This is a genomic window from Vibrio sp. ZOR0018 (assembly GCF_963865925.1).
Classification (GTDB): Bacteria; Pseudomonadota; Gammaproteobacteria; order Enterobacterales; family Vibrionaceae; genus Vibrio; species Vibrio anguillarum.
Genome location: NZ_CAWMCN010000085.1, coordinates 1 through 24,666, shown reverse-complemented (window position 1 = coordinate 24,666; position 24,666 = coordinate 1). Strand labels below are relative to the sequence as shown.

The following is a 24,666-nucleotide window of genomic DNA, read 5'->3' as shown; positions in this document are numbered from 1 at the left end:
ATCAAAACTCGGCATCCACCGTGAATGTCATCCTTTGCTTGGTATAAGGGTGATCAAAGCTCAGCGACTCAGCATGTAGATGTAAACGCGCTCCTTTCGTGCCATAAAGATCGTCGCCAACGATGGGCAGGTTGAGTCCTTCCACATGAGCGCAATGTACGCGCAATTGGTGGGTTCGTCCTGTTTTGGGGTAGAGGTAGACTTTACTGAATCCATCTCGGCATTCAATTAATTGCCAGTGAGTGTCAGCGGGTTTGCCATGTTCAAAACAGACCAATTGACGCGGCCTGTCATCTAAATCGCCCCGCAGCGGTAAGCGAATGTCACCATGCGATTGCTGTAATTCACCAGCGAGTAAAGCAAGGTAGCGTTTTTCAACGCCGCGAGTAATAAATTGCTTCTGCAGGCTTTTATTGGCTCGGCGGGTGAGAGCAAACACCAATAAACCTGAAGTAGACATATCGAGGCGGTGGATCACAAAAAGCCCTTCATCTGAGCTAAACGTTTGTTGCAGACGAGTGTAAACCGAGTCCTGAATATTGACTCCGGGAACGGATAGAAACTCGGCAGGTTTGTTGACGACAACAATGGCTTCATCCTGATAGATGATGTCGATCTCTTTGCCTTGCGCTGGGTTATGCAATAGCGGGTTATCATCGAGCTTCAGCCCATCAAGCATGTGAGCCAAAATCGGTTGGCACTTGTTTTGACAAGCAGGATAGAATTTCTTGTGTTGACGAATTTCAGATTTTGGTGACGCTCCCCACCAGAATTCGGCGAGTGAAATCGGTGTCATCTGATGTTGAAACGCGTAGTGCAGCAATTTTGGTGCGGCGCATTCTCCAGATCCTGCTGGTGGAACAGGGTTAGCCGTAAGACGGAAAATCTCCCCCAGAGATTTTTCAGTGCCGTATTGATTGAGAAATCGATAGTGAGAAAAAAGTCGTTGCTGCAACGCATTAGAGAGATTTTTACGCTGCTCTTTTAACGCATCAATCTGTTCTTGAAATGCGTCTATTTGCGCTTGTAGTTCGTTGAGGTTGACGTCCCATTTTCGTTTTAATTGCTTGAGGAACGTTTTTTCAGCCACACTTTGTTTGGCGAGACAATCTAAGGTTTCACGCAATTGTTGGGCATCATTTGATTGTTCGGCAAGGATGCGTTGCTGTTTACGCTGTTCACGACCTTGAATCATCAGTTGGCGATGCGCTTCTAATTCATCTTGCGCCTGCTGTTGGGCCGTGGTCCATTGCTGCTGAAGTAGCGCACGCTGTGGATCGCACTCCAATTGTTCAACTTGCTGATTAATTTGATTGATCGGCACGCTGCCTTCCAAGAAAAAACCATCGTTAGTGAGCATGTCAAATATAGGCGGCACGAAATGCGGCAGCAGGTTTTGCTCAGCTAACTTCCCCGAGAATGCAGACAGGTACCCTAGCTCTCCACTTTGTTTACGCACCACTAAAACGCCAAACATTTTCCCGATAGCTTCCGGATGCTGGTTTAGCACGCCGTGATTATCGAGCCCAAAATTATGTTGCCAATTCTGCTGGTTCAGCAGGTGTTGTTGCAGCTGGCTTGCCGCTAATTCGCTTAGCGGATGCGGCTCGTAACAAAATGGGAAAGTAAAGCGCTCAGGCAGAGAGTAGCCTTCAATAGGTTTTTTAAAGGCAGTAAAACAGGGCGCTGGTGTTGGCATTTTCTCTGGCTCGCAGTGGATGGTGGTGGAGAACGCAGAATTGTACTGATTTGACCTAGAAATGCCAGTTTCTGGTTGAACGGCGATGATGATACGATTAATTAATGTAACTAGCTTATTAATATCATTAATATAGCTTAGTGAATCCCAAAGAAATAAGTTAACAGTGTCGATTTAACCTGATGCTATGCGTTTATTTAAAACATATAGAATGATTGGAGGATTAATTCATTTTATTTCTATGTAAAACAATGTCAGCTTTATGTTAGTTTTTTTGTCATTAATTCTATTTATAGTGATTGGTTCCTGATTCTATTTAATTTAATGAGTGTATTGTTTTTAATTTTGATGGGTAAAGGCTGAGTATTGATTATCATATAGGCAATATTATGCCCGCTCGGGCAATTTGTTGCTCGGCTGGGCAATTTTTTGCCCGCTCGGGCTGTGGGGCTTTATTCTTAAGTAAGCGTAATTGAAGGGAATGATTTTTGCTTACGTGTTTATGGATAAATGGTTAGTCAGTTAAGGAAATATAATGAGTCAGAGTATTGTAGTGGGTAATATGGAAACGGTTCATGATGGATTTCTGCCAACGTCTATCATTGTGTGTTCCGCAAGCGTCAAGTTTGGAAGTCGCGTCAATGTGGATTAATAAAACATATGCCATTTTAGCGCTCTCCTTATTTCCTTCGATGGTGTTACATGCTGAGCAAGAAACGTCTGCAGCAGAAGTGTATGAAGTAGGAAATATGTCTCCAGAAAAAGCGTTTGCTACCGGACGACTGCTTCGAGCGCAATACAAAAATATGGAATCGCGACCATACCTCCAGTACGCGGCAGACAACGACAATTCGGATGCCGCCTTTCTCTACGCGATGGAGCTTTCGAACTACAAAACGACCATTAGAACGCCTCCTGAAGCGCGTGAATATCTGCTTAAAGCCGCAGAATTAGGCAATCGTCGCGCCATGAAACATCTTTATACTGATGCCAAGTGGTTAAGAGATCGCGATGTGCAGTATTGGAAAAGCCAGTATTACGATAGTTTGATTCGTTTAGGACGAGATGATCCTGCACAAGCCACTTACGAGCTTGCCCAGTTTTACAAAGGTATGGATAACGAGATGTATAGCTACTATCTCGATAAAGCGGTCAGTTTTAATCATCCACGAGCATTGATGGATAAAGCAAAGCAAGTTCAAGAGGGTGGAGGCCTGTTTTTAATGCCAGGGGAAAGGGAGACCAAGGTGAGAGAGCTCTATCTCGCGGCTGCGAAGACAAACTATATCCCTGCGATGAGACGCTACATCGGTATTTTAGAGAGCAAAGGCCGTTTTGAAGATGCCTATCAATGGCGACTGATGGCGTTAGAGCAAGGTGATATTACCTCTTTGGCAACGGTAGTTAAGATTCTGCTCGGCGATAGCGCATCCTATCATTTTGTGACTCCCGATCGGATCAAAGCGCAAGCCTATTTAGATTTATATCTCTCTGCTGCTGGTACTGAACGTATGCAGTCGCTCTACTCAATATTGGAATTAGAGGAAGAAAGCCTTGCTGGTAAGATGAGTGAGGAAGAAAAAGCACAAGCTAATGACATATTTGTTAACTATAAGAATAATCTGAATTTTTATTATCATGATGTCTTTTGGGATATTAATTAGGTAAATTATACAGTATTAGAAACGGCATATTTTTTTGGGTGAAGATCATGTTTTTGTGATTTTTTATATTTAAAATGCTCCTATATGAATAGAATGTGCCGAGAATTTTAAATCCCCACGAAAAATATCGATAAATCTAATGGGGTAATTTAGGGAAGAGTTTAATAGCTAATGCTAATTAATGGGATTTATTGTTTAAATGCTCATTAAAATCTACCAGATAATAAATATTAAGAGACTTGAGTTCTATTAGAACTTAAGTCCAATAGATTTAACTTTAATTTTTACAACGTTATGTAACCCTCGGCCTGAGTAAGTGGTAACTAAGTTTAGCTACGCTCTTGTCCGTAATTTTGACAATGATTGGCATAGGTATTGGAGACGTAATATGTCTAAAGAAGGAAGTGTAGCTCCTAAAGAGCGGATTAATATTAAGTATATTCCAGCAACGGGAGATGCACAGGCTGAAGTTGAGTTACCGCTAAAAACTCTGGTGGTGGGTGATTTTAAAGGCCATACCGAAGAGACCCCACTTGAAGAGAGACAAACCGTTTCAGTGGACAAGAACAACTTTGAAGCGGTTATGCGTGAAAGCGATTTGAAACTGACCACTACAGTGCGCAATAAACTGAGTGGCGATGAAAATGCTGAGCTTCCTGTTGAGCTTAGTTTCAAATCTCTTGCTGACTTCGAACCGGATTCAGTGGCAGCACAAGTTCCAGAATTAAATAAATTGGTTGAGCTACGCCAAGCTCTTGTGGCCTTAAAAGGTCCTTTGGGCAATATTCCCGCATTTAGAGAGCGTCTACAAGAGCTACTAAATTCGGAAGAATCGCGTGAAAAACTTCTATCTGAGCTAAGCCTAGTGAGCGGCAAAGAAGAAGAGCCTCAAGCATAAGGCTTGATCAACCCAACTTTTTATTTAATCAAATTTAGGAACGAAATTGATGTCTACTACTGAAGCCGTCTTAGAGAGACAAAGTGCCACCCAAGGCAGTTTACTTGATGAAATCATGGCACAAACGCGCATTGCACCGACTGAAGAAGGGTATGATGTTGCGAAGAAAGGGGTTGCTGCGTTTATTGAGAATCTCATCGGTTCGAATCAAACGGAAGAGCCGGTTAACAAATCACTCGTTGATCAAATGCTGGTTGAGCTTGATAAGAAAATCAGTGCTCAAATGGATGAGATTTTGCACGAAGAGCGTTTCCAGCAGATGGAATCGTCATGGCGTGGTTTGAAACTGTTTATTGACCGTACCGATTTTCGTGAAAACAACAAGGTCGATTTGTTGCATGTAACGAAAGGCGAGTTGCTTGAAGACTTTGAATTTGCACCAGAAACGACGCAATCCGGTCTTTATAAGCACGTTTATTCTTCTGGTTATGGCCAATTTGGTGGTGAGCCGACTGGCGCTATCATCGGTAATTTTGCTTTCACGCCATCAACCCCTGACATGAAGCTACTGCAATACATGGGTGCACTTGGTGCGATGGCTCATGCTCCATTCATTTCTAGTGTAGGCCCTGAGTTTTTTGGTATCGATTCTTTTGAAGAGCTACCAAATATCAAGGATCTTAAGTCAACATTTGAAAGCCCTAAATACACTAAATGGCGTTCTCTACGCGAATCAGAAGATGCGCGTTACCTTGGCTTGACTGCGCCTCGTTTCTTATTGCGCGTACCTTATGACCCAACAGAAAACCCAATTAAATCATTTAATTATGTGGAAAGTGTCAGCGCTTCACACGAACACTATCTATGGGGTAACACCGCGTTTGCTTTCGCTACTCGTTTAACCGATAGCTTTGCCAAGTACCGTTGGTGTCCAAACATCATTGGCCCACAAAGTGGCGGTGCGGTTGAAGATCTGCCAGTACACGTGTTTGAATCGATGGGTGCACTGCAAAGTAAGATCCCAACTGAAGTGTTGGTGACTGACCGTAAAGAGTTTGAATTAGCAGAAGAAGGTTTCATTGCTTTAACCATGCGTAAAGGCAGTGATAACGCCGCATTCTTCTCTGCAAACTCGATCCAAAAGCCAAAAATATTCCCTAATACTAAAGAAGGCAAAGAAGCGGAAACCAACTACAAGTTGGGTACGCAACTGCCATATATGATGATCATCAATCGCCTTGCACACTACGTCAAAGTGCTACAGCGTGAGCAAATTGGTGCTTGGAAAGAGCGTCAAGATCTTGAACGTGAGCTTAATGGCTGGATCAAACAGTATGTGGCTGACCAAGAAAATCCACCAGCAGACGTACGTAGCCGTCGTCCTCTTCGTGCTGCAAAAATCGAAGTCATGGATGTTGAAGGTGAACCAGGTTGGTATCAGGTCTCTCTCTCTGTTCGTCCTCACTTTAAGTACATGGGCGCGAACTTTGAATTGTCATTGGTTGGTCGATTAGATCAAGCATAACCATGACTTATATTGCACCTGAAGAGAGTGCATTTGGTGTCGGCTTCTTTGAACGTTTAGAAGCTGGCACCAAGCCTATGTCTTTGACTCAAGGGCCAAATGCATGGGATGTGCTCCAATCAATCAAACGCAATGTTTCCAATATTTTGAATACTCGCATGGGTGAGGCACAAAGTGCTCCAACGTTAGGTTTAGTGGATTTTAACGATGCAACGTTAGAAACCTTAGACTTATCGCTGCGGATTAAGCTTGCGATACAAAGCTGCTTAGATGTGTATGAGCCCCGTTTACGAAATATTGTGATTCGATCCGAGTCGGACGTGTTTAGCCCTTTGATGCTGCGCTTCCATATTGTGGCCGAAATAAACAGTGATGCGTTACATGAGAAAGTGCAGTTCAACCTGCTACTGGATCAAAACCGAAAGTACCGAGTGTATTAGAAAATTATGGCTCAAGATAAGTACTTCAGAGAAGAGCTTGCTTTCCTTAAAGAACAAGGAAAGCATTTCACTGAAATTCATCCTCAACTCTCTCGCTTTTTACACGGTAAAACGACGGATCCTGATGTCGAGCGTTTATTGGAAGGATTCGCCTTTCTCACCGCTCGCTTGCGCGAAAAAGTTGAAGATGAATTTCCTGAGCTAACGCACTCCATCATCAACATGCTATGGCCAAACTACTTACGTCCTGTGCCAAGCATGAGTATTGTCTCGTTCACACCGGATAAAAGTGTCAGTGATAAGCAGCAAATCGCTCGTGGCACTCAGCTCGATAGCAAGCCTGTTTTCGGCACCAAATGTCACTTTAGAACCTGTCGTGACGTGCAGATTTACCCACTGAAATGTACTGACGTCACTGCGCAACATACTAGAGAAGCGACCATCATCGAAGTGTCGCTTAATATGTTGGGTGAGATAAGCGTCGGTGATGCGCATCTTGATGATCTGCGCTTTTACTTAGGTGGTGATAAATACAGCTCACAAATGCTCTATCTATGGCTCAACCACTACCTCGATAAGATTTCTGTTGAAGTCGCGGGGGTAGAATTTACGCTGCCGCGCAATAGCTTCCAAACGGTCGGATTTGATAGCGAGCAGTCACTTTTGCCCTATCCTTCCAATGTGTATGAAGGTTATCGCGTTTTGCAGGAATACTTGTCGTTTCCTGAAGCATTTCACTTTGTTGACATTACCCGTCTGGCTAGCGTAGTGCCGAAATCAGTGCATGGTGCGTTCAAACTGAAAATCAGTTTTTCGAAAACCTTGCCAGCGGACGTTCGAGTGCGTCAGGATAATTTCCAGTTGTACTGCACCCCTGTCATTAATTTGTTTGAACATGATGCCGATCCGATCGATTTAACGGGCAAGCGTTCTGAGTATCGCATTATTCCCTCTAGTCGTTACCCTTCTCACTATGAAGTGTTCAGCGTTGACGGCGTGTTCGGTTGGCAAGACAAAACTCAAGCCAGCCAACGAATTCGGGGTGAAAAACGTGTCTATTCAGCATTTGAAAGTTTTCAGCATGAAGTGGAGCGGGTTCGAAATCGTGAAGCGCTCTATTACCGCACGCGAGTAAAAGACAGTATCCGTGGCGATGGATTTGATAATTTCATCTCTTTCATTCGCGGAGATGAAACGCAATCCATGCATGTCGATGAAGCCATCTCGCTCAAACTCACCTGCACCAATCGCTTATTACCGCTCGAACTCGGTGTCGGTGACATTTGTGAGCCGACAGACAGCTCGCCCCCCTTTGCCACTTTCAGCAATATTACCGTGCCTTCACAATCTCTGCGCCCAGTACTGGATGGCAGTCTATTGTGGGTATTGATTTCTAACTTATCGCTGAATTATTTATCGCTGCTGTCCAAAGATGCCTTAAGCAGTGTGTTGCGAGCTTACGATTTCAGAGCCTTGGTGGATCGCCAAGCGGAGCGTGTTGCGCGTTTGCGTCTTGAAGGGATCCAAAAAATTGAGTCGCAACCCGTGGATAAAATATTGCGCGGTTTGCCAGTGCGAGGGCTGCAATCGACGATTCATATTGATCAAAACTGTTTTGGTTCAGAAGGGGAGCTTTACCTCTTTGGCACCGTGCTTAGCCACTTTTTTGCCCTATATGCCAGCATCAATTCGTTTCATGAGCTGATCGTTATTAACGCGTCCAATCAAGAGAAGTACACATGGGGAACACAGACAGGAATGCAGCCATTGATCTAGAGATGGCTGCGGCGGCTGTGCCGGAGCCTCTACTGGGTTTACCAAGCGATGTACGAACGTACAACTTCTATCAGTTGGTGGAACTGCTGCAAAAACTTAATGCGTTTAATCCTGAATCAGAAGATTGGGAGCGGACATGCCAGTTGGTATTCAGTGCCAACCCCAGTTTAGGCTTTGCACCAGCGGACGTAACGGATTTACGTGAGTTCGCGGATGAGCGCCTGATCTTACAAACCAATTTTTTCGGATTAACTGGGGCACAGTCACCGTTGCCTGGTTTTATTTTGCAGCAATTGGTCGAAGAAGATCCCGGTGGTTTCAAGCGGCCCTTTTTGGATTTTTTCAATAACCGGTTGATTAACCTTGTGTACCGCGTATGGCGAAAGTATCGCTATTACGTCCGTTTTCAAGCGGGTGCGCAGGATCAATTTTCATCACAGCTGTTTGCTTTAGTCGGTTTGGGTGATGCGGACTTGCGCGGCGAAACACCGATAAATTGGTGCAAGATGCTGGCTTATGCGGGCACTTTGGCTGGCCGAAGTCGTTCACCGCAAGTGGTGTCTGGCATCATCGCGCACTGTTTTGATCTGCAAGAAGTCAGTATTCGCCAGTGGGTTCGACGCAAAGTCCGGATAGAGCCTTATCAGCAGTTTTGCTTAGGTAAGCAGAATGGCGAGCTTGGGATCAACAGCATGTTGGGTGAGTCAGTGATGGACTGTAACGGTAAGTTTGTTATCTGTATCAAAAACTTAACTCGAGAACGATTTGCCGATTTTTTGCCATCAGGCAAAGAACATCAACCGCTGTGTAAGTTGGTGGAGTTTATTTTACGAGAGCAGATGGCTTACGACCTTGAGCTGACCATGCACGAGAGCGAGGCTCCAGTGATGAGTTTATGCCATGACAGTGGTGTGGCTTTGGGTTGGTCATCATTTTTAGGGCGCGATTTGGCGGACAAAAGCGTGCTTATACAAGTAAGGCAATAGCGATATGCAGAAGAAGCAAACGCTTTCAATGGTAGTGACGAATGTGCAACTACTGGAATCAGGATTATCCGCACAAGCGATGTTTAATGTGCAAGGCGGTGTGATTGGCTCTGCAAGTGATGCGCATTGGCAGCTTCGTGACGGTAAAGGGAAAATTCAAAATCATCACTGTGCCATCCGTGTGATTGATGGTGCGTTTTGCATTCAAGATCTGGTTGGTAATACCTATGTTAATGGTTCCCATAAGCCGTTAGGGCAAGGTGCTTCGGCTAAGTTGGAGCACAAAGATGAAGTGGCCATTGGACCTTACCAAATTCGTGTCATTTTTGGTCAAGTGGGTGAAGACGATTCTCTGATTAATGGCTCTTTGGATCAGTTGTTTGCTAAAGAGGGGCTCGATCTACTCAAAGATGGTCCATTGGATGATATCAGCCGCGACGAGGATGAACCAGAGCCGAGTTCAATGGACCCTATCGCCGCTTTAGATGATTTATTGCAAGGCATTAAACAAGAAGAGTCGTTGCTTGAAGAGACGGAAAAACCACTCGCACAAGCACAACATTCATTAGTGCCAGAATACGATAGCCAGCAGTCGCAACTGCAGTTTACGCCTCAAGCTGACAGCGAGTATGAGATGACGTCATCGATTCGATTAAAGAAAATTCTCGGTTTTGGCAAAACCTCCACCGATTTACCACCTATTCCGGCTGTTGAGCACCATGAGACTGCGCAACCACCGACTCATTTGAACATTAATAACAGTATTTACAACGTACCTGAGGGCTTAGCGATGGACGATAAAGTATTAGATCTACTTGAGGAAGAAGTGGCGAGAAGCTACCACCCTCACTCCGAGCAACACAACAGCTCGTCAAACAATGCATCACACTTATTGACCGGCCCTATGCTCACCGGGCTAGGTGTTGACGTTGGCAATAGCCACGATATGGCGAAAATGCACATGCTTTCAGAAGAGCTTGGGCAATCGTTGCAAGCTTGTGTGCAAGGTTTGCTTGAGCTTCACCAGCAAGTGAGTAAAGGGCGTTTTGGTATGATGAATCGTAACTTGCAACCGATTGAAGATAACCCACTTCGCTTGGGGCTATCATACGAAGAAACCATTCGTACTCTGTATGATGCTGATAAAAGTGTGGTGCACTTGTCTGCCCCAGCGGCGATTGCCGAAAGCCTAAAAAATGTGCGCGACCATAACGAAGCAATGCAGCACGCCACTAGCGAAGCCCTAAATCAGATTCTTAATGCCTTTTCTCCTCAAGTGCTACTGCGCCGTTTCCAACATTACAAGCGCAATAGTGATGCACAGAACCACTCTTCAGATGCTTGGGCGTGGGAGATGTATTGCCACTACTACCAAGAGCTCACTTCTAATCGCCAAAAAGGATTTGAGAAACTGTTTTGGGAAATTTTCGAGCAGTCTTACGACAAGAAAATTCGTGAAAAACAGCTGGAGCTATAACGGTGAACAAGCGGTCTTTTGTCCTGCTGATGCTACTGACGGTATTAACCGCCTGTAGCTCATCAGAAAAGTATGAGCCAGCCACACAGCCGACCAAGGTAACCTTCAGTCTCGTTAGTGATGAAGGTACTAACCCTAATATTTGGGGTGAAGCGTCGCCGATAGAGGTTCAAGTGTTTGAGCTCAAAGATGATTCGATGTTTATGTCTGCCGATTATGACCAAGTAAAAGCAGACTACAAAAAAGCGTTACGCAGCAATTTTATCGCCAATTACGATTATGTAATGACACCAGGCCAGTTTAAGTTTGTGAACGCGTTCGAGATTGATGAAGGCACGAACTACATTGGGGTCATGGCGCATTTTGCTGAACCTGAGCTGAGTGAATGGAAAAAGGCCGTCAAAGTGCTTAACAAAGGTAGGGAATATCATCTTTTGATGTATTTCAAAGACTACGATGTAAAACTGGAAAGGGTGGAATAACAAGATGTTTGCGCGTAATCGTGTCATTTGGAATGAAGGTCTATTCATTAAACCGCAGCATTTCCAGCAGCAGCAACGCTATTTTGAATATCATATTGATGAACGCATCTCATCAGTCAGTGGCTACCTTTACGGAGTATCAGAGTTATCACTTAACCCTGAATATCTCTCTTTTGGTCGTATCGCGATCGAACGTGCGGTTGGTATTATGCCTGATGGAACCGTTTTCCGTATTCCTCAGGAAGATGTGTTGCCAGATGCGCTCGAGATTGCCGATGCTTCGCTTGCAAACCAGTTGGTCTATTTAGCGGTGCCGCTTCGCAGTGAATCGTTAATGGAGATTAACTGGCCCGAAGAGCGTGGAACCGGGCGTTACTTAAGCAATCGTTTAGAAGTGCGCGACGTACATACCGTGCGCGGTGACACCACGACGCTAGATGTCTCACCTGTTCGTGTGCAGTTGATGCTTGAAAAAGAAGACAGAAGCTCTTACGCCTCAATTGCGATCGCTCGTATTTTAGAAAAACGTCCTGATGGTAGTGTCGTACTCGATCCGGACTTTATTCCGTGCCATCTTAATGTTGCGAGCAATGCGGCTTTGCACCGTTTTATTAACGAAATATCTGGGTTAATGCGCGAACGTGCCAAAAACATTGCTCAACGTATCAGCTCTCCCTCTCAAGGCGGGGTCGCGGATGTGTCTGATTTTATGCTGTTGCAAGCCCTGAATCGTCTACAACCCCAGATGCAACACTTGGCAGAGCTACGCAGTTTGCACCCGGAACGTTTATTTGAGTGCCTGTCATGCGTATGTGGAGAATTGGCTACATTTACCGATGAAAGTCGTTTACCACCGAGCATCCCGAGCTATAACCATGAAATGCCGACCCACTCTTTTGGGCCGCTGATCCGCAACTTAAGACAGAGCCTAAGTATCGTACTTGAGCCTAGAGCGGTCTCGATTCAGTTGGATAAACGTAAGTACGGCCTGATGGTTGCCCCAATCCACGACCCTCAACTGGTTGAAAGCGCAGAATTCATCATCGCGGTGAAAGCACGCATGCCATTAGATGAACTGCGTCGTCTCTTTACTCAGCAGACCAAAGTATCGTCAGTGGAGAAAATCCGCGAGCTCATTTCACTGCAATTACCGGGCATTCCAATTACACCGTTACCAGTTGCACCAAGGCAGTTGCCTTACCACGCCGGTTATACCTATTACCAATTGGATAAAACCAGCTCAGCATGGTCGATGTTAGGTCGCTCAAGTGGTTTTGCTTTCCATGTCGCGGGTGCGTTTGAAGATCTTGACCTGCAATTCTGGGCGATTAGGAGCTGATGATGGCCATTGATAAAAAAAACACCCAATACAGCGGTCTGCTTTTTGACAGCGTCGAGCAGATCAACCACGACCAAGATTACTGGTTTCAACTGCGTGGTGATAACCCTAATGTTTTGATTGATGCTGCTACCCCTCTGTTTGGTTTGTCGCTGCGGGTACGCAGCTTGTCAGAGTGCGAAAACATTGAGCAGATCTACAAACAGACGGTGGAAGAGATTAAAGCGATTGAAATCGAGCTTGCCGAGCAAGGGTTTGAGCATGCGATTTTGATGGCTTATCGCTACATTCTGTGCGCGTTTTTGGATGAAGCCGTCATGGGAACCGAGTGGGGTGCATCTAGTGTGTGGGCTGAACATTCTATGCTGTCTCGTTTCCACAGTGAGACTTGGGGCGGCGAAAAAGTGTTTACCATCTTAAGTCGCTTGGAAGGTGAACCTAAACGTTATCGCGCGTTGCTAGAGTTTATCTATCAATGCCTAGTGTTAGGTTTTGAAGGTAAATACCGTGTGATGGAAAGCGGCCACAACGAGCGTGAAAAGGTGATCAGTCGTTTACATGACACCGTCAGTTCGTTGGATGAAAACGAGCCGAAAGAACTGACCTCCGCCACGGACCATGTGGTGAAATCAAAATATAAGTTAAGCAGGCAGTTACCGGTTTGGTCAGTACTGCTTGGTTTTGTCATTATTTGGGTCGGTGTGTTTTTAGGCTATTCCTATTTACTGCACAGCCAATCGGCAGACGTATTAAACCAATTGAACCAAATACTCTAATTATAAAAGGCTAGGTGATTGTAGTGATCCGTATTGAATTACCCACATTAATTTCAAAACTCAATGAACAGAGTAAGCTAGCCCTAGAGCAAGCCGCTTCATTATGTATTGAACGTCAGCACCCAGAAGTGACCTATGAGCACTTCTTACATGTGTTGCTAGAGAACCCACTTTCGGATGTGCGTGTGATAGCTAAGCACGCTAACTTAGATGTGGAAACCGTAAAACAAGCCATCAGTGCAAGTTACGCTCGTGAACAAGTGTTAGATACCTATCCAGCATTCTCGCCACTGTTGGTTGAGCTATTGCAGGAAGCTTGGTTGCTTTCTACCACTGAGCTGAATCAGAATCAGCTTCGTTCAGGTGTGGTGTTTTTAGCCGCGTTGATGCGCGCTGATCGTTACCTACCACTTAAACTAATCCGTCTTTTTGAACACATCAACAAAGAGAGCCTAAACAAAGGGTTTGATACGCTGTTGCAAGACTCTTCCGAGTCGGCGGTTGAAAAAAGCAAAGCGGGTTCTCAAGCTCCTGCCGCGCTGGATGCAGCGTCATCTTCGCCACTGCATAAATACTGCACCAATGTCACGGCGCAAGCGCGTAACGGCGAACTTGACCCAGTATTGTGTCGTGAAAACGAACTCAATTTGATGATCGACATCTTGTGTCGTCGTCGTAAAAACAACCCCATCGTTGTGGGAGACGCTGGTGTCGGTAAAAGCGCTATGATTGAAGGACTTGCATTGCGCGTCGTTGCGGGCAATGTGCCGACACAACTGCAAAATGTAGAGTTGTGCTCACTCGATCTAGGCTTGTTGCAAGCGGGTGCTTCAGTCAAAGGTGAATTTGAAAAACGTCTTAAAGGCGTGATTGACGCGATCAAAACCTCGCCTAAACCGATCATTTTGTTTATCGATGAAGCGCACACTTTAATTGGTTCTGGCAACCAAGAGGGTGGTAGTGATGCGGCCAACTTGCTCAAGCCAGCTCTTGCGCGAGGCGAGCTCAGTACTGTCGCAGCCACCACATGGAAAGAGTACAAAAAGTATTTTGAAAAAGATCCTGCGCTGACTCGTCGTTTCCAGTTAGTGAAATTAGAAGAGCCGAGCATCAGCCAAGCAGTAGATATTCTGCGTGGCTTGAATCGTGTTTACGAAAAAGCCCATAACGTATTGATTACTGATGATGCATTGAAAGCCGCCGCCGAGCTTTCAGCGCGTTACATTTCAGGTAGACAACTGCCGGATAAAGCGATTGATGTGTTGGATACTGCTTGCGCGCGTATTGCAATTAATATCACCACACCGCCGAAGCGCTTAGCGCAACTAGAGACCGCTTGCCATCAACGTCAACTTGAAATTGATATGCTTGAGCGTGCTCAATATTTAGGTCAAGTGGTTGATTCGCATCGCTTGGATGAGCTATGTAGCCAAGAAGTGGCCGATGAAGCTGAAAAAGCGACCTTGACTCAAAGCTGGCAAGAGCAAAAAGCGATCATTGAGCGCATTATTACCCTACGCGATCAGCTCTTAGATGGCGCTGAGGATCATGGTGAGCAGACCCAAGTTGAGCGTGATGAGTTACTTGTTCAATTGCAGGAGCAATATCGAGCTTTAGAAGAGATCCCTCATAATGATCGCCTCATGCATCCACAAGTCGATGCTCAGCAAATCGCGGAAGTGATTGCGGACTGGACGGGCGTGCCCGTTGACCAAATGAACAGCGATGAGCTGCATAAAATCACCCACCTAACGGCTATTTTAGGTGAGGCAATCAAAGGGCAAGATACTGCGATTGAGCGTGTTCACCGTAACTTATTAACGGCGCGCGCGGATTTGCGCCGTCCGGGGCGTCCAAAAGGTTCCTTCCTACTCGTGGGTCCAAGTGGCGTTGGTAAAACCGAAACGGTAGTCCAACTGGCGCAACAACTTTATGGTGGTAAACAATTTTTAACCACTATCAACATGTCGGAATATCAAGAAAAGCATACCGTTTCACGCCTGATTGGTTCGCCTCCGGGTTATGTTGGTTATGGTGAGGGTGGCATTCTTACCGAAGCGATTCGTAAAATGCCGTACTCTGTGGTGCTGTTAGACGAAGTTGAAAAAGCGCACCCAGAAGTGCTCAATATTTTCTACCAAGCCTTTGATAAAGGTGAGCTGGCCGATGGTGAAGGTCGAGTGATCGACTGCCAAAACATCGTCTTCTTCCTCACCTCGAATTTAGGTTACCAAACCATAGTCGATTACGCGCAGCAGCCTCAGTTGCTTGATGAGCAGCTTTACCCAGAACTTGCGGCTTTCTTCAAACCCGCCTTACTGGCTCGTATGGAGATTATTCCGTATCTACCGCTCAGCAAGGAAGTGCTAGAGCAGATTGTGCGTGGCAAGTTAACCCGCCTTGAGCAGCTCTTTAAACAGCGTTATGCCGCTGACGTGGTGATTGAAGATAGCTTGATCGAAGAGATCTTAAGCCGTGCAACGCGCTCTGAAAATGGGGCTCGTATGCTGGAAGCGATCATCGAAGGTCAATTACTACCACCGATTTCATTAGCTTTGTTAAATAAACTGGCTGATAAACAACCAGTGCAACGCATCTATTTAGCGGCGGAAGAGGGTGAGTTTATTGGAGAGGTTGAGTGATCATGAGTCACTGGTTAGCTTACGCAACCGAGCTTGTTGTCGCGAGAAAGCCTAGCCAATTGGCCGCATTGTTTGTAGAAACGCTGCGCCGAGAGCTAAGGCTCGATACTTGCTTGTTACTGGTTCCCAGTTCAGACGGCCGTACCTTAGTGCCACAGGATAACCCGCTGAATTTAAGCTGGTCGGTCACCGATTTTGATTGTCCGTTTGCCCATGTATTGCAATCGGCCAAATCGATGCACTTAACCGCTGATGAATTGGTTTTTTGGCAATCTAATCGCCTGTTTAGTCAACTCACTAGCCGGGTCGGCATGCTAGATAGCGTGGTTGTACACCCGTTACCTAATGGGGATACACAAGTTCAGTCTATTTTGCTGTTGATTGGTGAAACCCATACCTTGGAAGGCCTATTTGAGCAGCCAGATTTTATCAAGTATGTGGATGTGTTTTGCCATCAGTGGTCGTTGCTTAATGAGATGCAACGGGAAGAACAAAATCGACAAAACTTATCGGAATCGTTGTCTGACGTTCAGCGTGACAATGCTCGTCGTTCATTAATTGCGAGCCTCTCTGAAACCTTAATCGGTAACAGCTTGGTGATGAAAAAATTAAGAGAGCAGATCATCAACGCCGCGCCATCACAGCTTTCAGTGATGGTGCAAGGTGAAACAGGGACAGGTAAAGAGTTGGTCGCGCAAGCGGTGCACCAACTCTCGCCCCGTAAACAAGCGCCATTTGTTGCTATTAACTGCGCGGCTATCCCTGAAAACTTATTGGAAAGTGAACTGTTCGGCTACTGCAAAGGGGCGTTTTCCGGCGCGGATAGCGATAAACAAGGGTTGATTGCGCAAGCCGATGGCGGAACCCTGTTTTTGGATGAAATCGGTGATATGCCCTTGAGCCTGCAAGCCAAATTACTGCGGGTGTTGGAATCTCGATCTTTTCGGCCGATTGGCGGTAAAAACGAACAATCTTCTGATTTTCGTTTGGTTTCAGCAACGCATGTCAATCTCCTCGAACAAGTGCGTAATAAATCGTTTCGTCAGGATCTTTATTACCGCTTATTTCAGTACCCGATCACTTTGCCACGCCTTGCGGCAAGGATGGATGACATTGAACGGCTTAGCCAACATTTTGTACGCAGCTTTAATCAGCAGCATGCAACCAACATTCGGGGTGTGCACTATAAAGCGATCGATTGCCTAAAACGTTATGACTTTCCCGGTAATGTGCGTGAACTCAAGCACCTTATTGAATTTGGTTGTGCGCAAACACTGGATGGCACACAGGTGGAGGAGTCCTGCTTTACACAACGTTTAGCATACACTAAAGCCGATCAGCAGCCAGAGACTGAACGACATGGGCATAAGGTCGCTAAAGCTGAGCCCGGTGTCAGCCGAGTGGTGGATGATTTAAAACAAGCGGTGAATGAATTTGAGTCTCGTATTATCCGTGAGCGCCTCCAATATTTTGCTGGTGACAGGGCCAAAGCGGCCCAAAGCCTCGGTATTCCCAAGCGGACCTTGGCCTATAAATGCCAAAAATTGGAGATTAAAACACCATGAATAAACGGTTGTTTAGGCTCACAGTTTGCCTCTCTATGACGCTGTATTTCCCCATGGCGAATGCGGAAAATGACGCTATAGCACAAGCAGAGCAATGCACTACGATCACATCTCGGTTAGAGCGATTGAGCTGTTTTGACCACCTGTTTAAAACGCCTTCTGACGTGGTGATGCCTCAAGCGGCAACGCCCAATGCGCCGCTATCTTGGCAACGCGCCTTTGATAGCATCAGCCAGTATAAAGACGGGGAAGCAAGTCACTTAACCGTTGAGGGCGACGATGATAAAGGGAATGCGTGGATTACTTTGGTTGCGTTAAATCAAAATACGAAGTTTGACGATAACGCTAAACCTGTGCTGCTGATGAGCTGTATCGACAATTTGAGTCGAGTGGAATTGGCGTTTCCTAGCGCGATTGATGACCCTCGCATCCAAGTGTCGATTGCTAATATGCAGGCACAATCTTGGCGTAGTGACGATTTAGGTTTGCTCTTTTCCTCAGGCAGAGGCATGCCAGCGATTGAGATGATGAAAGCGATGGCGCGAGAAAATCGCCTTGTGCTGCGTTCAAACTCTCCTTTTGTTGATGGATTGCAGTTTGATGCGAGCGAGCTTTCGCAATCATTAACGGCACTAAAAACACGCTGTGGTTGGTAAGGAGTTCCAATGGAGTTAACCGATTATCGCCGCTGTATTACTCAGCCTATTCAAGCCGATAACCCTGTGGGTGAGCGCCTGATTGATGATCCACTGTTTGATTTTGTTGAAGATCAAATGATGAAAGTGGGGTCACTCTCCCACGCTAGTGTGCAATGGGATGAAGTCGAACACAGTACGCTCAAACTACTCAGCGAAAAAAGTAAAGATCTCAAATTATTGATCTACTTGTTGCAGTGTTTGCATAACCAAGCCACACCGCTACGTTTCACCACGTCGCTGCAGCTGCTGAGCGATTTCATGTCCCTTTACTGGGAAGATTGCTTCCCTGCGCCAGGCAAAAGAGGCAGTTTGCCACGTCGCAAATTCTTCAGCCAGATTGTGCAGCGGTTAGCCTTAGTCATCGACAAGTTAGATTTCGCACAATTTGATGGACCAGATCGTGATGAGTTAAACACCGCGATCGACGCGCTACAGCAAGCGACTACTCAAGCCGGACTGATGTCTGAAAGCGTTGAAAGTCTAGTAGCTAAAGTTCAAGCCCAACTGCGCCGCGCAACAGAACGTGAGCAAGCGACTCAACATGTGCAAGAGACTCCGGCGGTTGAACGTAAAACCACCACCCAGAGCGCCATCTCAGTCGACAGTTCAAGTGACAAAGCCACTAAGCAGACCTTACTAAAGGTAGCTGAGTTTTTGTCTGAACAAGAGTTCGGCATTGCCTTGGCAATACGAGTCAGGCGTTTTGCCGTGTGGTCAAGTATTACCTCATTACCTGAGCACGACGTCAGCGGGGAAACACTGTTACGGGCGATGGCGCAAGAACGAATCAAAGAGTATCACGACCAAATGCGTAGCCCAGATTTAGCCTTATGGCGCAAGGTAGAGCAGAGTTTGACCATGGCACCTTACTGGTTTGAAGGGCAAATGATGAGCTATCAAATCGCGCAAAGTTTAGGCCAAAAGGCGTGGAGTGAAGCCATTTTGAGTGAAAGCCAGCAGTTTGTGGCACGTCTACCTGCGCTGCTCGAGTTGAAATTCAAAGGAGGCGAGCCTTTTGTCAATGCGAGCGTAAAAGAGTGGCTACTCAGCCAGCAGCAAAGTAGCGCCCAAGGCCAAGTAGCAGGTGATTGGCAAGACAAACGCAAAGAGGCGTTTAGCTTAGCGAAAGAGGGAGGCATTGCGGTGGCGCTCTCTATGCTCAACGATGGCCTGGTCAGCGCCAGTGAGCCAAGGGATAAATTCTATTGGCGGTTATTATCGGCTGATTTGTTAAATAGCAATAATTTAGATGCGATGGCGAAAGAACAGTACCAAACGTTACATGCTCAGGTTAGCACCATGAGCGTTACCGATTGGGAACCCTCATTAGTTGAGCAATTAGAACAATACACAACGTCAGAGTAAACGAAGGACACAAACCCATGTGGAAATTTATTGTTGGGATCGCAAGAAAGTTAACACCGGGCATTGCCGCGGCGATGCCTATTTTGCTATTTAGCACATTCATTTTATTGAATGTTGCGATTTGGTGGGCAGGCCCTTGGCTAGAGATCGCGGGGAATAAGCCACTTGAATCGATAACCGCTCGCGCAGTGGCAAGTAGCTTGTTCACTTTAGGTGCATTGGCCGTTTGGGGTGTGTGGCAGTGGCGAAAATTGCAAGGTTTTAAAGCCGAGCAAAAGCGTGAAGATCAGCTTCGCCAAGATCCAATTAAAGCCTATGAAGAGCGCCAAGAGGTTGAGCTGAACCAAGTGATGGTCAGCATGAAAGAGAACCTCAATAAACGTAATTATCTTTATGCGTTGCCATGGTATTTAGTGCTCGGTTTGGAAAATGCCGGCAAAACCAGCCTCATCAACCGCTCTGGGCAAAACTTTGTTTTTTCTTCGGTAATGCGAGCCTCGGGTCAAAAAAGTGAAAACCCGTATTCGTTTGATTGGTGGATTGGCGATGAATCGGTATTGATCGATCCAGATGGAGAGCTACTGACACAAGGTAACCACAGCAATGATAACGATGGTGCGATGGAGCGCCGTTTGTGGCTTCATTTTGTTAATTGGTTGGAGAGAACGCGTAGCCGCCGTCCACTCAACGGTATCGTTTTAGCGTTAGACGTTTCTCATTTAGCAACCGCAACTGCAACCGAGCGTAAAGCTTACGCCAATTTATTACGTGCTCGCTTACGTGAACTAATGGAGACGTTATCCACGCGTTTACCTGTCTATATTGCATTGACAAATTGGATTTATTACACGGTTTTGAACCTTTCTTTAAACATTACTCGCGCAGTCAGCGTGAAGATGTGCTGGGCTTTACCTTTTCGCTCGACTCTATTGATGACTTGGATAACTGGCTCAACGAGTTTTCAAAAGACTACAGTCAGTTTGTTGAGCGCATTAATGATGTACTGCCGCACGCGGTTTCTGTGCCGATGGATTTGGAAGAGCGCAATGCTATTTATAGCTTCACGCGTCAAATCTCCGGTTTAAAAGAGATCTTATTACAATTTTTCAACGATGCATTGGCCAGTGATCAGTTCTCTACGTCGGCTTTGGTGCGTGGTGCGTATTTCACTTCTGTGTATCAACAAGGTGTGCCTACAAACGCATTTGATGATGCTGCTTCGCGTCGTTATGGGCTAGATCATGCCATTAATAAAGCGCAGCAAGCTAAAAACTCAACGGTTTATTTCACACAAAAACTGTTTAATAACATCATCTATCCTGAAGCTGGGCTTGCCTCAGATAATTTTCGTGTTGCGAAGCAAAAACGGCGCTTGATTGGTTTGTCAGTAGTGGCTTGTTCTATTGCAACTGTGTTATTAGTCGGCACTTGGCATCGTTATTACCTTAGTAACGTGAAGCACTCTGATGCGGTGTTAGCGAAAGTAAACGAGTACAAAAACGAGTTCCCCTCTAATCTTTATTTAGCCTCTCAGCAAGATGTTCTCGTGCCGCTCAATAAAATTCGAGAGGCGACATTGGAGTTTGGCTTCTTCCGTGATAAACCACAGTACATTTCCGATTTTGGTTTGTACCAAGGCCACACGATTGGTCCAATGGTTGAAGCGACCTATTTGAATTTATTGGAAAACCGCTTTTTACCTCTGCTCATGGCTGATGTCGTTGTACAGCTTAACCAAGCCAAAACAGATGAAGAGAAGCTGGCCGTGCTGCGCGTCTATCGCATGATGGTAGATAAAAGCGGCCGCTATAAGGATTATGTACTCGATTATTTCTCCAAATACTGGCAGCAAGAGTTCGCTGGGCAACGCGTGATCCAAGAAGAACTACTGGGGCATTTAGACTACGCCATGTTACACACGGATTTAGCGGGTGATCGCGCGCGCGGTGATCGCAATGCAGAGTCGGTGATGAAGCCTTATGATCAGGTGGTGGCGAAAGTGCAGTCTGATCTTGGTTCTATGCCTAACGATCAACGTGTTTACCGTAATTTGAAGTTGAATGCACAAACGGTTCTTGGCCCCTCGATCAATTTACGCAACTTGATTGGCCCCGTCTTTGATGTGGTTTTTGAAGAGCGAGTGGTCAACAGCAGCTCGCTGTATATTCCGCAAATGCTTACCAAAAAAGGGTTTGAAGATTACTTCATGCCGCAATCAGAATCCGTTTCTGAGCTGGCCTTGATCGACAGTTGGGTACTGGGGCAATCCAAATCGGCTCAATTTAGCGAAGCGGATAAGCACGACCTTCGTAACAAAATCCGCAGCTTGTATGTGGCGGACTACACCAATACCTGGCGTGCGGCTCTTAATGAAATCAGCGTTAAGTATTTTAGCGACATCAATGACGCGGTGTCAGTATTAGAAAACTTTACTGGCAACATTGAACCGATGCAACGTTTGCTTCGCACTTTAGAAAGCAATACTCAAATGTATGCCAGTGTGCCTAAAGATGAAGCCGCGCAAAAAGAGCTGTTAAAAAATCCAAAATACAAAGTTGCTTCGCAGATTGATGCACCCTTTGCTGAACTAAACGCTATGCTCAAGCCAGTCGGTGATAAGCCAGCGTACATCAATGAAGTGTTAGTGGCGGTGGAAGAGTTACAAAATTACCTCAAATCTATTCAAGAAGCGCCAGATGTTGGTATGGCTGCGCTGGATGCCACTAAAGCACGCGTAAAATTAGTGAACGCTGATCCAATTTACACGGTGAAACGTATTGCATCAGGTTTGCCTAAACCGCTCGATACTATGGTGTCTAAACTGGCGGATGAGAGTTGGTATGTTGTCAAACAAGAAGCGATCAAGCACCTTGAAGTTCGTTGGCATGATGATGTTTACAAAACCTTTGAAGAGAAATTAGCTGGGCGCTATCCATTTAATGAGTCATCCAACAAAGACAGTTCTCTTTCTGACTTTGAAGCGTTTTTTGCGCCCAACGGCACATTAGACAACTTCTACAACAACCAGCTAAGAATGTTTGTGGAAGAAAATATTGCGGTCAATGATGACGATAACGCGCAGTCGATTATTCGCAAAGACGTTCTAGAACAGCTCAAGCAGGCGAAGAAAATTCAGCAAGCTTTCTTTAACCGCAAAGGGGTCTTAGACGTTAGTTTCTCGGTTGAACCGTTACGCTTGAGTAACAACAAACGCCGCAGTGTGCTGAATGTTGATGGTCAATATCTCGCTTACAGTCACGGCCCAAGAGACAGTGTCGAGTTGATTTGGCCAAATACGCTGCGTGATTCTGCGATCTCTAAAGTAACGTTAGTGCCGACTAAAAATAATATGTCGCCACGAAGTATTAATATCCAAGGTCCGTGGGCATTTTTCCGCTTGCTTGAACAAGGTGATGTGGTGGGTGCTAGTTCCACGTCGGTTGACTTTAAGTTTGCAGTTGACGGTGGTGAGATGATTTATCGACTCAATTCAGAGGCAGATATTAACCCATTCACCGAGCGGTTATTTAAGTCATTCAAACTCTCGAAAACCCTTTACTAAAATAATAGTGAGGAGCGATTGGTCATCGCTCCTCAACTCACTTAGGACGCTGTAGTCATGTCCAATATTGTATTTATCGACCACGCTCGTTTTCATTTGATAGATGATGCTGCCGCTGTTCGTCACATTGATGCCTACCAAAAGGTGAGAGATGAGATCAATCGTCGTAACAACCCATTATCAGGTGGTCCAGACTGGGCTGTGGTGAAAGTTGCTTGTGAAACATTAGCAAAAGGCCCGGGGATTGACCTTTTGCTGTGCGGTTATTACACCGTAGCCTGTTTAAAAATGCAGGGCTTAGCGGGATACGCCAATGGTGTTGAACTGTTGTGCTACTGCTTAAGTAATTTGCCAAAACCGGACGTAAAATCGGCGAAAATGCGCAAGGAAGTGCTCGATTGGGTTAATGCTCGTGTAGTGCGGGAGTTAAAAGATCTGCGTCCGAATCATGAAGCACTGCGTGATTTATACCGTTGTGAGCGCTTTTGTGAGCGCATGCATGCCATTTTAGAGCTGCAACAGCCGGACTATTTGGTTGATTTCGAAGGAGTAGGTTTTGCTATTTTTGAACATATTGATCGTTTAGAAACGCAATATCATTCGCTGCTAAAGCGTCATACCCAAACGGAACAGGTTGAGCAGGTTCGTAATCAAAAGCGCTCACGTGTTACGCATGTGGCCGCTTTTATATCCGGTGTTCTTGGTGTTGTGATGGTGTATGGAGCCGTCACTTATTTGCCGTTTTTCAACTCAATATCTTATGCAACCAACCTAAGGTTACCTGCTTTACATACGCCAGAGCAGGTCAATGCGTTTCAACAGGCCAACTCGCCAGCCAAGCTTGAACAGTTGTCAAATGAGATTGTGCCATTGTACCGAGAGGCGATTGAGCAAAAAATGGCGCTCTCTTTTGAATCGGCTCGTGTTGAAGCCCAGCAAGTGTTGGATGCGTTATTGCAACTTTATCCCCAAACCGAATCAGTGCTGGAGGTTGATCAAGCGTTTGCCGATGCTCAGCGTGAAGCTCTGCAACAAACTGAGCGCTTTATGGAGCGTTTTAGTGAAACGCGAACCAATATGGCCAACATCGCGCTGCTCGCGCAAAAAGGAAAATTAACCGAACTGCAAAGACAAACCAAATCGTTGGAGGAGTTCGCTATTAGTTTGTCACCTATTTACGGGAGAGCTGCATATGTCGAAGAGTTGCTCAAAAAAGGTGATGTTGTACAGGCTGAACAGGAGTTTATGATTCTGAAGCAGCGGCTTAATAATTTGAGCTGGAAAATGGCCGAGCTCGACAAGCAGTTTGAGCATTTGACTGTGACACATAATCAGGAAGCTCATGCTCAATAAGCTGAGCAACAATTGGTTATTGAAGGGCAACTTTTTGCTCATATCAGGCAGTTTGTTGCCTTTGTCAATCGGGCTGTTTATAACCTTATGAATATCAAAGAAAAATATCTGGCACTGCACTTGCTGTACTAGTGTCATTTTGCGATAAAAGAGTGGAAGGGAAAAAGATGGCAAGGTTAAGTTTTAGGCTCACCGTGGAGGGTTTGGCAGACGACACGTTGGTGGTGCGTGAATACCAAGGTGTGGAATCGCTGTCTGATAGCGCGCAAGCGGGCCTGCGTTGCTACGGTTTTCGCTATGAGATAAAACTAGCCAGTCGCCAATCTGGCTTAACAGCGTTGGAGCTGGTGGACAAAACCGCTCAGCTTGAGATGCTGCGTGATGACCTTGTCGTGCAGCGCGTGCACGGCATTGTGCGC

At 45.8% G+C, this 24,666-nt stretch carries 16 protein-coding genes and 2 pseudogenes; 17 read left to right on the top strand and 1 reads right to left on the bottom strand.

Going from position 1 to position 24,666, the window contains the following annotated elements; genetic code table 11:
* Position 1 precedes the first annotated feature (1 nt).
* Positions 2–1,699, bottom strand: a complete 1,698-nt coding sequence (locus tag AACR75_RS03940; RefSeq protein ID WP_047687581.1) for an RluA family pseudouridine synthase — start codon at positions 1,697–1,699, stop codon at positions 2–4.
* Positions 1,700–2,274: 575 nt separating this feature from the next.
* On the opposite strand from AACR75_RS03940, the gene AACR75_RS03935 reads away from it, so the two are divergent.
* The 17 genes and pseudogenes from AACR75_RS03935 to AACR75_RS03855 form a co-directional block, all read left to right on the top strand.
* Positions 2,275–3,363: a sel1 repeat family protein gene (locus AACR75_RS03935; RefSeq protein ID WP_047687579.1), complete on the top strand. Its 1,089-nt coding sequence runs from the start codon at positions 2,275–2,277 to the stop codon at positions 3,361–3,363.
* Between the two features lie 388 nt (positions 3,364–3,751).
* Positions 3,752–4,261: a type VI secretion system contractile sheath small subunit gene (gene tssB / locus AACR75_RS03930; protein WP_017043584.1), complete on the top strand. Its 510-nt coding sequence runs from the start codon at positions 3,752–3,754 to the stop codon at positions 4,259–4,261.
* 49 nt (positions 4,262–4,310) lie between these two features.
* On the top strand, positions 4,311–5,786 hold the full coding sequence (gene tssC, locus AACR75_RS03925) for a type VI secretion system contractile sheath large subunit (RefSeq protein WP_026027753.1): 1,476 nt from the start codon (positions 4,311–4,313) through the stop codon (positions 5,784–5,786).
* A gap of 2 nt (positions 5,787–5,788) precedes the next feature.
* On the top strand, positions 5,789–6,226 hold the full coding sequence (gene tssE, locus AACR75_RS03920) for a type VI secretion system baseplate subunit TssE (RefSeq protein ID WP_013868295.1): 438 nt from the start codon (positions 5,789–5,791) through the stop codon (positions 6,224–6,226).
* 6 nt (positions 6,227–6,232) lie between these two features.
* Positions 6,233–8,002 carry a type VI secretion system baseplate subunit TssF gene (gene tssF, locus AACR75_RS03915; protein WP_047687578.1) on the top strand — a complete coding sequence of 590 codons (1,770 nt, stop codon included), beginning with the start codon at positions 6,233–6,235 and terminating at the stop codon, positions 8,000–8,002.
* A complete protein-coding gene (gene tssG, locus AACR75_RS03910) occupies positions 7,966–8,988 on the top strand; it encodes a type VI secretion system baseplate subunit TssG (RefSeq protein WP_026028436.1) in 1,023 nt (340 codons plus the stop codon). Before tssF ends, tssG begins: the two co-directional genes overlap by 37 nt.
* A 4-nt stretch (positions 8,989–8,992) precedes the next feature.
* A complete protein-coding gene (tagH, locus tag AACR75_RS03905) occupies positions 8,993–10,465 on the top strand; it encodes a type VI secretion system-associated FHA domain protein TagH (RefSeq protein ID WP_047687576.1) in 1,473 nt (490 codons plus the stop codon).
* 2 nt (positions 10,466–10,467) lie between these two features.
* Positions 10,468–10,947 carry a type VI secretion system lipoprotein TssJ gene (gene tssJ, locus AACR75_RS03900; RefSeq protein ID WP_013868298.1) on the top strand — a complete coding sequence of 160 codons (480 nt, stop codon included), beginning with the start codon at positions 10,468–10,470 and terminating at the stop codon, positions 10,945–10,947.
* 4 nt (positions 10,948–10,951) lie between these two features.
* A complete protein-coding gene (tssK, locus tag AACR75_RS03895) occupies positions 10,952–12,286 on the top strand; it encodes a type VI secretion system baseplate subunit TssK (RefSeq protein ID WP_017044997.1) in 1,335 nt (444 codons plus the stop codon).
* 2 nt (positions 12,287–12,288) lie between these two features.
* Positions 12,289–13,062, top strand: coding sequence for a type IVB secretion system protein IcmH/DotU (icmH, locus tag AACR75_RS03890; protein ID WP_026028435.1), 774 nt, complete (start codon positions 12,289–12,291; stop codon positions 13,060–13,062).
* A gap of 23 nt (positions 13,063–13,085) precedes the next feature.
* Positions 13,086–15,704 carry a type VI secretion system ATPase TssH gene (gene tssH / locus AACR75_RS03885; RefSeq protein WP_029189701.1) on the top strand — a complete coding sequence of 873 codons (2,619 nt, stop codon included), beginning with the start codon at positions 13,086–13,088 and terminating at the stop codon, positions 15,702–15,704.
* 2 nt (positions 15,705–15,706) lie between these two features.
* The gene (locus tag AACR75_RS03880) at positions 15,707–17,269 is read left to right on the top strand and encodes a sigma-54 interaction domain-containing protein (protein WP_047687689.1); all 1,563 of its coding nucleotides are present in this window, start codon (positions 15,707–15,709) and stop codon (positions 17,267–17,269) included.
* A complete protein-coding gene (vasI, locus tag AACR75_RS03875; RefSeq protein WP_047687573.1) occupies positions 17,266–17,925 on the top strand; it encodes a type VI secretion system-associated protein VasI in 660 nt (219 codons plus the stop codon). Before AACR75_RS03880 ends, vasI begins: the two co-directional genes overlap by 4 nt.
* 9 nt (positions 17,926–17,934) lie before the next feature.
* Positions 17,935–19,332: a type VI secretion system protein TssA gene (gene tssA / locus AACR75_RS03870; RefSeq protein WP_047687572.1), complete on the top strand. Its 1,398-nt coding sequence runs from the start codon at positions 17,935–17,937 to the stop codon at positions 19,330–19,332.
* Between the two features lie 17 nt (positions 19,333–19,349).
* A pseudogene (gene tssM, locus AACR75_RS03865) lies at positions 19,350–22,894 on the top strand (type VI secretion system membrane subunit TssM).
* 57 nt (positions 22,895–22,951) lie between these two features.
* Positions 22,952–24,247 (top strand): type VI secretion system ImpA family N-terminal domain-containing protein, encoded by a 1,296-nt coding sequence (locus AACR75_RS03860; RefSeq protein WP_047687570.1) that lies wholly within the window; start codon positions 22,952–22,954, stop codon positions 24,245–24,247.
* 167 nt (positions 24,248–24,414) lie between these two features.
* Positions 24,415–24,666: pseudogene (locus AACR75_RS03855) on the top strand (type VI secretion system tip protein VgrG); the annotation flags it as partial.